Source organism: Microbacterium sp. MMO-35, assembly GCF_037147555.1.
In the GTDB taxonomy this organism is placed as follows: Bacteria; Actinomycetota; Actinomycetes; order Actinomycetales; family Microbacteriaceae; genus Microbacterium.
Genome location: NZ_JBBCVH010000005.1, coordinates 128376 through 141087 on the forward strand (window position 1 = coordinate 128376; position 12712 = coordinate 141087).

Genomic DNA, 12712 nt, shown 5'->3' on the forward strand with positions numbered 1-12712 from the left:
CCGGGGCGCTCGGCGACCCCGACGCGCGAGGTCAGTCCGCCGTGATCTCCTGCACCGTGATGCGCGTGGTCCCGGACGCATCGGTGGTCTCGTAGCGCACGGGCATCCCCGGATGCGCGAGCGCGAACCAGAACACCGCGCCGCCGTCGTCGTCGCTCACGGTGTACCGCAGGCACTCGAGGCGCCCGAGCGGGTGCTCGATCGTGTCGTCGGCGACCGCCGTGCAGTCGGCGGGGAATGCGGCGTGCGCCTGCAGCTCCCGCCAGGAGACCCGTCCGCCGGTCGCCGTCTCGGGCGCTCCCACGGGGTGGCTCTCCAGCAGCACGTCCTCGTCGCGGCCCTCGGAGTAGCGGCTGATCCGCTCCGAGGCCGTGCCGTCGGGGGCTTCGATCCGCACCCGGATCACGGCCCCGTCGCGCAGCGCGGCGCGGATCTCGTCGGCAGTGAACGGCGTCGGCAGCAGCCCCTCGGCGACGACATGCGGATCCGGGTTCTCGGTCATGCGGTCAGGATAGGCCCCGAGCCGAGGGGCTGCCAGGTTCCGGTGCGGAGAGGATCCGGTCCGGGCGCCCGTCCCGGCCGCGCACGGAACGCGGTTGCGCGTCGCTCATCCGGGGATGTCGTTGAGCGTCTTCTCGACCGAGCGGAGGCGGTCGTCGATGCCGTCGAGCCGGGTGATCAGCTTCTCGTTGACCTCGGCGTTCTGCCGGAGGGCCTGCGTCAGCTCGGACTTCCGCCCGGCGAGGGTGTTGGTCACGGTGATGATGACGCCGGCGGCGATGCCGGCGATCACGATCCAGACGAACCAGGGGATGTACTCCATCTACTCTTCTCCTTCACGTGCTGTTGCTTCTTCGGATTCCGCCTTCACGGCGGTGACGATGGTCTCGGCGTCGATGACGAGCTCGAACGGCGTGAGCGCGAAGTACTTGAGCGCCTTGCCGTCCTCGCCCAGCTCGAGGGTCCCGGTCACGAAACCGGCCTCCTCGAGCTTGGCGAGATGCATGTACAGCAGCGGCCGTGACATCCCGACCCTGCGGGCGAGCTCGCTCACGTGCAGCCGTTCCGTGGCGAGGAGCGCGATGATGCGCATCCGCTGATCGCTCGCGATGGCGGCGAGCCTCGCGCTGAGTGCGAGCTGCGGACGGACGTCGTTCACGCTGTCAACTCCCTTGCTTCATATGTAAGGAAAAACTTACACATCTGTCCTGAGAAGCGTCAAGAGGGTCCTGAGAAGCGTCAAGAGGGGGAGCGCCGATCCCGAGAGGACGGACCGCGTCCCGCGCTCAGGGCGTCGCTCCGCTCAGGGCGTGGGCGAGGGGCTCTTCCACGGGCTGTCGTAGCGCCCGTTGCGGTCGTCGTACCCCGGCGGCGCGTCGAAACGGGTCGCAGTGAGATCGCGCGGCAGCAGGCTGAAGCCCTGCCAGTGCAGCTCCATGGGCGACTGGTCCTCATCCCGGGGCACGTGGTGGAACCCGACCGCCACCCACGACACCACGTCCGAGAGCGCCCGGTCCGCACCGCGCTCGACGAACTCGCGCACCCCGCTGCCGCAGTCGCCCGGGTTCTTCGTCGCGTACTTCTGGCAGGCGTCGAAGTCCGTGAACGCGACGTCGTAGCCCGCGGTCGCACCGTGCCGATGATCGTCCGAGAACACGAATCCGTCGGTGCGCGCGAGCTCGATCTGGTACGAGATCGGGTGTCCGTCGCTGTTCTCCACGGCGGGGTTCAGCACCTGCCACCAGCGGCGGTCCTGCCACTGCGCGAGCGTCGGATCCGGGATCGGGGTGAGGGATCCGTTCAGCACGGGGGCCTTCGCGCCGTCCGCTCCGGTCGGGGTCGCGTCGTACTGCTGCACGGCGAGTCCGCCCGTGCCGTCGAGCGCCCAGTGCACGCGCCAGACCGCGTTGTGGGAGTGGCTCGCCGCGTACTCGTGATCGCCCACGTCGGATCCGTGGGCCGCGTCGGTGAAGTCGTTGGGGGAGAGATCGCCGGTCGCGCCGAGCTGGACAGCGATGGATCCGTCGGCGCCGAACGTGTACTGCGTGACGTACTCGTACCAGCCGACGCGCGAGATCGTGGACAGCCGCCAGTCGGTGCGGCGGGCATCGGCCTGGGGCTGGGTCGCCCAGGCGCTGGAGTGGTAGGAGAGGCCGCCGTCGACCTGCTCGGAGCACAGCACCTTCCTGGTGCGCGTCTTCCCGTAGGCGCCGTCGTCGATGTCGGGGAGCGCCGTGGACAGCCGGTCGCCCGTGCAGGAGGCGTCGTCCAGCGCCAGCATCTTGGTGCCGCCGAAACCGGCCTCGGTGATGTCGTGGGTGGTGCTGTCGCCGGTGTCATAGGGCACCTCGAGCTGGGAGAGCGAGAGGGAGGAGATGACTCGGATGGGCCGGGCGTCGGGCGGCGCGAGGCGGATGTCGGAGAGCATCAGCCCCCGTTTCGGATCCACGTTCCAGCAGAGGCTCCAGACCGCGCCGCTGGAGAGGGTGCGGGTGAGGCGCTCGGCGGGGCCGATCTTGCCGCCGGTGCCGATCTCGGCGGCCGGCGCCGTGCACGGGGCGGACGCCGCGGACGTCGTCGCCGTCGTCTCCGGCGCTGTGCCGGTGCAGGCTGCCAGCAGCAGAGCGCCGCAGGCCGCTCCCACGATGGCGAGACGTGCGCGCGATGCGCCCCTCGGCTTCCGCGCAGCGATGCGCATCATCGGCTTTCCCCCCGGGTGCTTCCTCGATGCCGACAGCCTATCGGCACCGGAATATCGGTTGGAACGGAGGAGGGGCGGCGGCCCTGAACGGACCGCCGCCCCCCTCATCCTTCCCGGATCAGTGCTCGCGTGCGCTCGCCGAGCGCCGGCGCACGAGCACCAGCGCCGTTCCGGCGATCAGCAGGAGCAGGGCCGCCGCCGCGAACGGGGTGGCGTCGCCACCCGTCTGCGGGAGGGTCCCGGCGCCGGATCCGGTACCGGTGCCGGATCCGGCACGGGCGACGGTGAACGTGCCGCTGCCCGTGTTGCCGGCGTCGTCCTTCACGGTCACCGTGTAGTCGCCGGGCTGTGCGCCCTTGTCGACCGTCATGGTGAACGTGAAGCCGCAGCCGGGGCCGACGGTCACGATGACCGACTGGCCGAGCGCAGAGCCCGACGCGTCGGTGATCGTCACCGTGGCGGCGGTGCCGGCCGCGAAGCCGGTACCGGTCACCTGGATCGTGTCACCCGGGCGGACGGAGGACGGCTGGACCTTCACGACCGGATCGATCGTGCAGGACTGCGTGCCCGCCGACACCGTGAGCGGTGCGGAGACCGCGGCGCCCGCGGCGTCGGTGCCGACCACCGTGTACGCGCCTGGGGCGGCGTTCTGCGGGACCGGCAGAACCGTGCCCGCGGGGATGCCGCCGTTCGCGTCGGTCGTGACCGTCACCGGCGCGCCCACCGGAGCCCCGGAGGGGTCCGTCAGCTGCAGGCTCACGGTGGTGTTCGGCTGCCAGCCGCCGCCCGTCACCGCGGTCTGCGTGCCCGGCGCGGCCGGTCCGCCGGCTGCGAGCGTCGGGTGGTAGACCGCGACCTCGGCCGTGTCGGCGTCCTCGGATGCCGCATCGGTCGCGACGACGGTGTACGCCCCCGCGGCGGCATCGGCCGGGACCGGCACGACGGTCGCTGCGGGGAGGGTGCCGTCATCCGCGATCGTCGCGGTGACCGGTGCGCCCACGGGGCCGCCCGACGGGTCGGTCAGCTGCAGGGCGACGGAGTGACCCGCCGTCCAGCCGCCGCCGGTGACCGTCGTGCGCCCGCCGGCCGGAACCGGACCGGTCGCATCGATGCCGGGGGCGACCGCCGCGGTGACCTCGACCGAAGCCGATGCCGTCGCGCCGTTCGCGTCCGTGCCCGTCGCCGTGTAAGCGCCGGGGACCGTCGCCGAGGGGACCGCGAGCGCGGCTCCCGCCGGCAGTGCGCCGTTCGCGTCCGCGGTGACCTGCACCGCGGATCCGATCGGAGCGCCGGCCGCGTCGGCGAGCTGCAGCGTGACCGCCGTGTTCGGCAGCCAGCCCGAACCGGTGATCGCCGACTCGCCACCCGCCGGGACCGGGCTCGTCGCCATGACCTCGGGGCGGTAGACGTCGACCGCGGCGGTCGCGGTGTCGCCCGAGGCGGCGTCCGTGCCGACCACGCTGTACGCGCCGGCCGCCGCGTTCGCCGCGACCGGGATGGTGACTCCGGCCGGCAGGGTGCCGTCCGGCGTCGCGGTCGCGGACACCGGAGCGCCCACGGCCGCACCGGACGGATCCGTCAGCTGCAGCGACAGGCTCGCGCCGGCCGCCCAGCCACCGCCGGTGACCGTCGTCGTCGTGCCGGCCGGGACCGGACCGGTCGCCGACAGGACCGGCGTCGTCGCCGCGATCACCGAGACCGGGGCCTCGGCGGTGCCGCCGCGCGGATCCGTGGCGACCACCGTGTAGTCGCCGGGTGCCGCGCCCGCCGGGATCAGCACCGAGGTGCCGGCCGGAAGAGCGCCGTCCGCGCCCGTGATCGCCGTGGCCGGTGCGCCCACGGGAGCCCCGGAGGGATCCGTCAGCTGCAGCGACACGGTGTCGACGGGCGCCCATCCGGTGCCGGTGATCGTCGTCGTTCCCCCGGCGGGAACCGGGGAGGTCGCCGAGATCGCCGGGACGTAGACCACGACGGGAGCGGAGGCCGTGCCGCCGTTCGCATCGGTGCCGACGGCGGTGAAGGCGGTGCCGGCGGCTGCGCCGGCGGGCGTGGTCAGCACGGTCCCCGCGGGGATCGTGCCGTCGGCGCCGGTGACGACCGAGACCGGAGCGCCGACGGGGGCGCCGGTGGCGTCCTCGAGCTGCAGCGTCACCTCGGAGTTCGGCAGCCAGCCGTCGCTCGTGACCTCGGTCGTGCCGCCGGCCGGAACCGGGGAGGTCGCCGACAGCGCGGGTGCGTAGATCGAGACCGGGATCTCGACCGTCGCGCCGTTGCCGTCCGTTCCGACGACCGTGGCGTCACCCGGGGCGGTGCCCGCGGGGATCGGCACGCAGGTGCCGGCGGGCAGGGCGCCCGCGGCGTCCGTGGTCGCCGTCACCGGTGCTCCCAGCGGGGCGCCCGCGGCGTCCGTGAGCTGCAGCGTCACCGTGGTGTTCGGCTGCCAGCCGGCACCGGACACCGGGTAGCAGCCGCCGGCCGGAGCGGCAGGGCCGCCCGTCAGCGACGGCGCGTACACCGTCACCTCCGCCGACACCGTCGCGCCACCGTCGTCGCTTCCGGTCACGGTGAGCACGGCGCCCGCCGCGATCGTGGCCGGGATGGCGAGGGCGGTCCCCGTGGGGATCGCGCCGTTCCCGTCGGTGGTGACCGTGGTCGGTGCGCCCACCGGGGCGCCCGAGCCGTCCGTCAGCTGCAGGGCGACCTGCGTGTTCGGCAGCCAGCCGGTGCTCGTGACCGTCGTCGTGCCACCGGCGGGCGCCGGGCTCGTGGCCTGGATCGCGGGCTGGTAGACGGTGAACGCGTCCGTGGCGGTGGCGTCGGAGGGATCCGTGCCGGTGACCGTGTACTCGCCGGCGGGGCTGCCCGCGGGGACGATCAGCACGGTTCCGGTCGGGACGGTGCCGTCGGCGCCGGTCGTCGCGGTCGCCGGGGCTCCGACCGGAGCTCCGGACGGATCGGTCAGCTGGAAGGTGATCGGCGTGTTCGGCGCCCAGCCTCCGCTGGTGACCGTGGTGAAGCCGCCCGACGGGACCGGGGAGGACGCCGTCAGCACGGGCGACGTCGCCGCGACCACGGTCACCGGGGCGGTGACGGTCGCGCCGTTCGCGTCCGTGCCCGTGACGGTGTCGTCACCCGGGGTGGTGCCCGCGGGCACCGACAGGCAGGTGCCGGCCGGGATCGCGCCCGTGGCGTCCGTGGTCACCGAGAGCGGGGATCCGATCGCCGTGCCGGAGCCGTCGGCGAGCTGGAAGCCCACCGTGCTGTTCGGCGCCCAGCCGGTCGAGGTGAGCGTCGTGCACTGGCCGGTCTCCACGGGGGAGGACGCGGTCAGGGTCGGCGCGTACACCGCGGCGTCCGCCGTGGCCGTGTCACCCGATGCCGGATCGGTTCCGACGATCGTGTAGGCGCCGGGAGCCGCGTCGGCCGGGATCGGAACCGTGGTCCCGGACGGCAGGTCGCCGTTCGCGTCCGTGGTCGCGGTCACCGGGGCGCCGAGCGGCGCGCCGGACGGATCCGTGAGCTGGAGCGTGATCGGCGTGTTCGGGTTCCAGGATCCGCCCGTCACCGTGCTCTCGCCACCGGCGGGAACCGGGGACTGCGCGCTCAGCGTCGGGGTGCCGGTCGAGCTGCCGACCGTGATCGGGGCGGTGCGCTCGGCGCCGGTCGGGTCGGTGCCCGTGACCGTGTAGGAGCCGGGTGCGGTGCCCGCCGGGATCGGCACGCAGGTGCCGGCCGGGATCGCGCCGTTCGTGTCGGCCGTCGCGGTGACGGGGGAGCCCACCGAGGCGCCCGAGGCGTCGGTCAGCTGGAACGTCACCGTGGTGCCGGGGATCCAGCCGGTCGAGGTCAGGGCCGAGCAGTCGCCCGGAGCGACCGGGGACTGTGCGGTGAGAGCCGGGTCGTACACCGTCACGGAGCCCGTGCCGGTGGTGCCGGACGGGTCGGTGCCGACGACGGTGTAGTCGCCCGGCGCCGTACCCGCCGGAACCGGGAGGCAGGTGCCTGCCGGGACGGCCCCGGTGGCGTCGGTCGTGACGGTGAGCGGGGAGCCCACCGGTGCGCCCGAGGCGTCGGTCAGCTGGAAAGCGACCGCGGTGTTCGGCGCCCAGCCCGTCGAGGTGAGCGTGGTGCACGCGCCGGCCGGGGTGGGCGACGACGCGGTCACGACCGGAGCCGCGGCCAGACCGCACGCGTCGACGCGGGCGCCGGCGTTGCCGATGCCCAGGCGCGCCGTGCCGCCGCCGACGCCGAAGCTCAGCGCCGACACCTCGACACCGGTGGTCTTGGTGCTGCCGTCCGGCGCCTGACACGTCGTGATGTTCTGATGGTTGAGCTGCACCGAGAAGAGGTTCCCGGCGATCGCCTGCAGGAACGGCTCCACCGCAGCGCGGATGGGCGCCGTCACCAGATCCGTCTTGATGGTGGTGAACGCCGCGAAGATCGGGCTCCCGCCGTCGGAGAGGATCAGGTTGATCGGCGACATCGCGAGCTGCACCGCGGAGATGACCGGCGCGAGCAGGACGCAGGCCGTGCCGGTGCACGGCTCGACGACCTGACCGGCGAGGTTGACGCCGAACGCGGCCGAGGTGGGCGGGAGCAGCGGCGGCGCCACGGTGGCGGCGACGTGCACGGTGATGCCCTTCATCGAGTTCAGCGCCGCGTCCGAGGCGACCGAGAGCACGGTCTCGATGGCTTCGTGGATGTCGCCGGCGATGAACGGGTAGGTGTCGCTGTCGATGAGTTCGGTGTTCGGAGCCTGGTTGTTCAGGCCGACCGGACGGTTGGGGATGATCCCGTTCGGGTGGTTCGGGCTCGGGTCGTTGCTGCCGAGGCGGCCGAGGTCGATCGTGATCGTGCCCTTGCCGAGATCGATCTCCGCGTATCCGTCCTTGGTCTTGATCGGCGACAGCATGACCGCATCGAGCACGTCCTGCTTGACCGTGCTCGACACCGTGGTCGTCAGCGTGGTGCCGGGCACCAGGGATGCCAGCTGGGTCAGGTTCAGACCCTGGTTGATCGTGTCGACCGCGGAGGTCTCCAGCGTGCCGGCAGCGTCGCTGAGCCCGGCGGCCGCCTGCTCGATGATCGGCGAGTGGATCACGAGCTTCGCGGATCCGGCGCGGTACTGACCGTAGCCGGTGACGCCGCCGTCGGGGTCCTGGAGGACTCCGTCGATGGCCTTCACCCAGGCGCCGCCGAGCGCGAAGCTCAGATCGGCCTTGTCGATGGCCGGCGCTGCGGCGGAGGCCCCGGGGATCGAGAGCAGGTTGATCTGCGCCTCGCCGAACTCGCTGTCGGTGCCGTCCAGCGTCAGACCGCCGTCGGCGCCGACGATCCCGGCGATGCCCTCGGCGTTGCGTCCGTCCGTCGCCGTCGAGCGGCTCTGCAGTGCGCCGAGCTGACCGAAGGAGATGAACTGATCCAGCGGGATCTGGTACCCGGAACCGAAATCCACGATCTCGGCGCCCCCGATGGCGCCGCTGAACGCCTCGGTGTTGGGTCCGGGGCTCTGGGTCGAGCCGGCGTGGGACTGCGCGAGACCGAACAGGTCGGTCCCCGCGAGGCTCATGTCGAGGATGCTGGCTTCCGCCTCGGCCTTGTCGTTCGGATACGTGTCGAGCCCGGCGGCGGAAGCCGCACTGGTCGCGAACAGGACGCCGACGACGCCGATCGCCGTTCCGGTCAGGACGAGACCCGATCCGCGGCGGCGCCGGCCCGGGGGCCTCCCCCGTCCGGTCTCCTCGTGGTTCGTCAGAAACATGAACTACCCCCTCCGTGGAAGAACTCCGTTGGATACAAGGGGAAGTCGCTCAACGGCGCGGCCAATGCGTCGTTGCTCCCCCTTGAGAGACTTCCTAGCGGTATATCGGTGCGATGTACAGCCCCTTCATAGGTCGATTTGTCGGACGGGGTGCTGAATTCTGTGAGGATTCCAGACGCCAGAGATCTGGATCCAGATGGATAACGATCGGGTAACAAGCAACCGCTTGCCACCTGCGGCGGCCTGTCGTCGCCGTGTCGGCGACCAGTGGGGCGGTGCCGCGAGAGGACCCAGGGCGCCGCGGAACGACGCGCCGATCGGAACATTCCGCCGACGGCATGTTTCGATTCCCGCCTCTCTTCTGGCGCGTGAGGAGCCCGTGGGGTATGGGCCCTCCGCCCCTTCGCCGGGATAAGTAAAGGGTGTAAATTGCTGGCAACTCTCGGGGCTACCCCCTCCAGAGTTCCTCGCCGATCGGTTGGCCAATAGCGGATCGGCAGCGACCCCTTCCCGCACCGACCTCGTTCCGAGGCGGCGGGGAAGGGGTCGCGGGCGTTCGGGGGAAGGACACCTGTTGACATCGGATCCGCGCGGTCGTAATCTACAACCAAATGGTTGTACGAAATGAACTGAGCGATGAACAGATCGACCGTGTGTTCCAGGCCCTCGCGGCGAGCACGCGGCGCGACATCCTGCGCCGCACGATCGCCGAAGAGCAGTCCGTCTCCGAACTCGCCCGCGACTACGACATGTCGTTCGCGGCGGTGCAGAAGCACGTCGCCGTGCTCGAGGCGGCCGAGCTCATCGTCAAGCGCGCCGAAGGACGCGAGCGGCTCGTCCGCGCGAATCCCGAGATGATCGCCCGCGCTCGCGCCCTGCTCTCCCGCTATGAGGATCTCTGGCGCCACCGGATCGCCCGTCTCGACGACCTGCTCGCCGAGGACGACCCCGACGCGGGCTCCGCATCGCGCGGATCCACGACTCCCTGATTGAGACCGACAGCTTCGACCGACCCAGAAGGAGGGTGACATGCCTGTCACCGATGTGATCACCGACCCCGAGAACCTGACGATGACCGTCATCGCCGACCTTGCCGCCCCCGTCGAGCGCGTGTGGAAGGCCTACTCCGACCCGCGTCAGCTGGAGCGCTTCTGGGGTCCTCCCGGCTGGCCCGCGACGTTCACCGCGTTCGACCTGACCGTCGGTGGCCGTGCCCGGTACACGATGAACGGCCCGCGCGGCGAGCAGTCGAGCGGATCCTGGGAGTTCCTCTCCATCGACGGCCCGCACGGCTTCGAGGTGCTCGACTCGTTCGTCGGCGACGACGGCGAACCGCTCGACGGCTTCCCGAGCATGCGCATGACCTTCGGCTTCGCGCCGTCTGCGGAGGGCACGCGGATGACCAACGTGTCGTACTTCGACTCGGTCGAGGCACTCGAGCAGGTCGTGGCGATGGGCGCCGTCGAGGGCACCCGGATGGCGATGAGCCAGCTCGACGCCGTGCTGCAGGACCTGCGCGACTACGCCCAGGGCAAGGGCACCCGGCTCGAGGTGCTCGATGACACCCACGTGCGGATCACGCGCCTCGTCGACGGCCCCCAGGAGCTCGTCTGGCGCGCGCACAACGACCCCGAGCTCATGAAGCAGTGGCTGCTCGGACCCGACGGCTGGGAGATGACGGAGTGCGTCGTCGCCGCCCGGGCTGGCGAGACCTACCGCAACTCCTGGGCCCCCGTCGGAGACGGCGCCGGTCAGGCCTTCGGTTTCGAGGGCGAGGCGCTGCTGGTCGACGCCCCGCGCCGGGCGGTCACCACGGAGCGCATGCAGGGCACCGAAGGGCCGGTCACGCTGAACGACCTGTCCCTCTACGAGGAGGACGGCGCGACGCTGATCACCCTGCTCATCGAGTACCCGGATGCCGAGACCCGCGACATGATCCTCGCCACGGGCATGATCGACGGCATGGAGACGTCCTACGCCCGCCTGGAGGACCTCGTTCTCGTCTGATCCGCGGGACGGGCCCGGATCCCGGACAGATCCGGGCCCGTCCCCGTACGGACGTGGGCTGTTCCGGCTCGGATCCGGGCCCGTCCTCGCTCGGCTGCCGTGCGTCGCGAGCGGATACGCTCGGGGGATGTCCACGTTCGTGGTGAAGATCCTTCTCGTGCTCGCCGTCCTCATCCTCGTGGCGGCGGCGATCTCGCGGCTGCGCGGACGGCGCTCCGTGGGCCCGGTGCGGCAGCGGATGCCGAAGCTGGTGCTCTTCGTGGGGGTGCTCTTCGTGGCGCTGGGAGGACTCCTCGCCCTGGCTTCGTTCACCGCGGCGAACCCCGACGGCATGCTGTGGCCGATGCGCATCGCCTCGGCGCTGATCGTGCTCGCCGGCGTGTGCTTCCTCGTGATGTACCGCAACTTCTACGTCGAGCCCCGGGCCGATGAGATCGCGTTCCGCACCGTGTGGGGTCGCGAGGCGGTGATCGCGTACGCCGACATCGTGGACTACTCCGTGCAGGCGTCCGGCGGGAGGCTGAAGCTCACCGTCCGAGCGGCGTCCGGCCCGAGACTCCGGCTGAGCCCGAACCTGTACGACCTCTCTCCGCTGCTGCGCGCCAGCGAGTTCCGGCAGCACAACGGGCGATGGCCGGTGCGCGGCGAGCTGCACGGCGGACCCGGCACCCTGACGCGCTGACGCGCTGACGCGCTGACGCGCTGACGCGCTGACCCGCGCCTCGGGGCGCAGGCCTCGATGCGAGCCTCGGGGCTCCGGCCCCGACGCGAGAAACCACTTCTGTCCGAGACATCACGTCAGCACGTGAGCCTCCTGCAGGATCTGGTTTCTCGCCGTGATGCCGCCGCCGGTGTCGGCGGGGCGTGATTGCATGACGGCATGGACACTGCGGAGCGACTGCGCGCCGAGACGCGCACGGTGTGGGCGACGGCGCTCTGCTTCGCCGCGGGGACGGTCGCCGGGCTCGCGGTGCTGTCCGGCCCTTCTCGTCCGCTGACCGGACCCGGATCCCTCAGTCCGCCGGTCGCGGTGATCGCCGCAGCCATCGCCGCGGCGGCGTTCGTCGCCAGCGCCCTGCAGCACCGTCGCGGTGAGACCTCTGCGATGCCCCGCTGGCAGACGGCGATCTCGCACATCTCCGCGATCGCGCTGACGATCGCGTTCGCCGCGGTCACCGCGCTGGGCGTGCTGCTCGCCGGGCTCGTGTTCGGGGCCGGGCTGCAGGGCTTCACGGCCCCTGTGCTCGGGGGCGCCGTGATCTCCGGTGTCGCAGCGGCGATCGGCGGGCGGTTCGCGTACACCGCGGGCGCAGGCATCCGCACCCGCGACCTGGCGGCCCTGCTCTTCGGCTTCCTGGCGATCGGCACCCTGTTCGCCATGGGCACGGCGGGGGATCCGCTGTGGTGGCAGCGGAACTTCTCCCAGCTCGGCCTCGGCGCCGGCGGCTGGGCGTTCAACGGCACGCTCACGGTCGCCGGACTGCTCTTCGCCACGGTCGGGGCCTACATCGGACGCGATCTGCACCGGCTGCGCGGCGACGCCGCTCTGCGTGGGATCGCCGCCGTGGTCGCGCTCTGGGCTGCGACGGGGTGCGCCCTCGCCGTCGTGGGGCTCGTGCCGATCGAGGCGAACAGGGTCGTGCACTGGATCGCGGCGGTCGGCGCACTCGTGCTGTTCGCGCTCGCCGCGCTGACCTCGACGGCGGCGCTGCCGGGGCCGCCGCGCGCGCTCGTGATCGCGACCGTCGGGCTCGGCGTGCTGCTGGCGGCGGCGGTGCTGCTGCACTGGCCGGTCGGGCTGTACTCCTCCACGGGAGTCGAGGCGATCGCCGTGGGGCTGGGCCTTGTCTGGATGACGACCTTCGTCCGCGTACTCGCCGTTCTGGTGCCGGACCTTCCCCGGGTCTCGGCTCGGGCGAGGCTCTGGCGAGGCTGAGGCGGAGCGCGTCCGGCGGCAGGCTCCGTGCCGGATCCGGCTTCCCGCCCGGGCGAGCCTCGTCGATGTGCCGGGCGCACAATGGATCCATGGGCATGTTCACGCAGAAGCCGCAGGAGCCGAGCGCGTGGGCGGCGCTGCCCGGCGAACCGCTGGATCGCGAAGACGATCTCCTCCCCGAGCCCGCGGCGGATCCGCTCGGGATCGGCCTCGGTGCGTCCACCTCAGCGACGAGCATCGCGATCCCCGTGCCGGCCGTCGCCGCGGACGAGTCCGGCCAGGACTGACGGCGAGCCGCACGGCGGGC

At 72.1% G+C, this 12712-nt stretch carries 10 protein-coding genes; 5 read left to right on the forward strand and 5 right to left on the reverse strand.

What is annotated here, in order from left to right:
• Window positions 1-31 precede the first annotated feature (31 nt).
• The 5 genes from WFJ01_RS12225 to WFJ01_RS12245 form a co-directional block, all read right to left on the reverse strand.
• A complete protein-coding gene (locus WFJ01_RS12225) occupies window positions 32-502 on the reverse strand; it encodes a hypothetical protein (protein ID WP_336629168.1) in 471 nt (156 codons plus the stop codon).
• A gap of 105 nt (window positions 503-607) precedes the next feature.
• Complete coding sequence (locus WFJ01_RS12230) at window positions 608-823, reverse strand: hypothetical protein (RefSeq protein WP_292888099.1); 216 nt, start codon at window positions 821-823, stop codon at window positions 608-610.
• Complete coding sequence (locus WFJ01_RS12235) at window positions 824-1159, reverse strand: ArsR/SmtB family transcription factor (protein ID WP_336629169.1); 336 nt, start codon at window positions 1157-1159, stop codon at window positions 824-826. It lies immediately after the preceding gene.
• Window positions 1160-1303: 144 nt separating this feature from the next.
• Window positions 1304-2701, reverse strand: a complete 1398-nt coding sequence (locus tag WFJ01_RS12240; RefSeq protein ID WP_336629170.1) for a copper amine oxidase — start codon at window positions 2699-2701, stop codon at window positions 1304-1306.
• A gap of 118 nt (window positions 2702-2819) precedes the next feature.
• A complete protein-coding gene (locus WFJ01_RS12245; RefSeq protein WP_336629171.1) occupies window positions 2820-8462 on the reverse strand; it encodes an LPXTG cell wall anchor domain-containing protein in 5643 nt (1880 codons plus the stop codon).
• Window positions 8463-9073: 611 nt separating this feature from the next.
• On the opposite strand from WFJ01_RS12245, the gene WFJ01_RS12250 reads away from it, so the two are divergent.
• The 5 genes from WFJ01_RS12250 to WFJ01_RS12270 all read left to right on the forward strand — a co-directional run bounded on the left by WFJ01_RS12250 (window position 9074) and on the right by WFJ01_RS12270 (window position 12692).
• Complete coding sequence (locus tag WFJ01_RS12250) at window positions 9074-9451, forward strand: ArsR/SmtB family transcription factor (protein WP_336629172.1); 378 nt, start codon at window positions 9074-9076, stop codon at window positions 9449-9451.
• A 40-nt stretch (window positions 9452-9491) separates the two neighbouring features.
• Complete coding sequence (locus tag WFJ01_RS12255; protein WP_251448151.1) at window positions 9492-10469, forward strand: SRPBCC family protein; 978 nt, start codon at window positions 9492-9494, stop codon at window positions 10467-10469.
• Window positions 10470-10596: 127 nt separating this feature from the next.
• The gene (locus WFJ01_RS12260; RefSeq protein ID WP_251448153.1) at window positions 10597-11151 is read left to right on the forward strand and encodes a hypothetical protein; all 555 of its coding nucleotides are present in this window, start codon (window positions 10597-10599) and stop codon (window positions 11149-11151) included.
• 198 nt (window positions 11152-11349) lie between these two features.
• Window positions 11350-12405, forward strand: coding sequence for a DUF998 domain-containing protein (locus WFJ01_RS12265; protein WP_336629173.1), 1056 nt, complete (start codon window positions 11350-11352; stop codon window positions 12403-12405).
• Window positions 12406-12494: 89 nt separating this feature from the next.
• Entirely contained in the window at window positions 12495-12692 is a 198-nt protein-coding gene (locus WFJ01_RS12270; RefSeq protein ID WP_292888077.1) for a hypothetical protein, read from the forward strand.
• Window positions 12693-12712: the final 20 nt, after the last annotated feature.

Bases quoted from the DNA above. Each gene is read 5' to 3' on its own strand.
- WFJ01_RS12225 (WP_336629168.1), bottom strand. From the start codon at position 502: ATGACCGAGAACCCGGATCCGCATGTCGTCGCCGAGGGGCTGCTGCCG.
- WFJ01_RS12230 (WP_292888099.1), bottom strand. From the start codon at position 823: ATGGAGTACATCCCCTGGTTCGTCTGGATCGTGATCGCCGGCATCGCC.
- WFJ01_RS12240 (WP_336629170.1), bottom strand. From the start codon at position 2,701: ATGATGCGCATCGCTGCGCGGAAGCCGAGGGGCGCATCGCGCGCACGT.
- WFJ01_RS12245 (WP_336629171.1), bottom strand. From the start codon at position 8,462: ATGTTTCTGACGAACCACGAGGAGACCGGACGGGGGAGGCCCCCGGGC.
- WFJ01_RS12250 (WP_336629172.1), top strand. From the start codon at position 9,074: ATGGTTGTACGAAATGAACTGAGCGATGAACAGATCGACCGTGTGTTC.
- WFJ01_RS12255 (WP_251448151.1), top strand. From the start codon at position 9,492: ATGCCTGTCACCGATGTGATCACCGACCCCGAGAACCTGACGATGACC.
- WFJ01_RS12260 (WP_251448153.1), top strand. From the start codon at position 10,597: ATGTCCACGTTCGTGGTGAAGATCCTTCTCGTGCTCGCCGTCCTCATC.
- WFJ01_RS12265 (WP_336629173.1), top strand. From the start codon at position 11,350: ATGGACACTGCGGAGCGACTGCGCGCCGAGACGCGCACGGTGTGGGCG.
- WFJ01_RS12270 (WP_292888077.1), top strand. From the start codon at position 12,495: ATGGGCATGTTCACGCAGAAGCCGCAGGAGCCGAGCGCGTGGGCGGCG.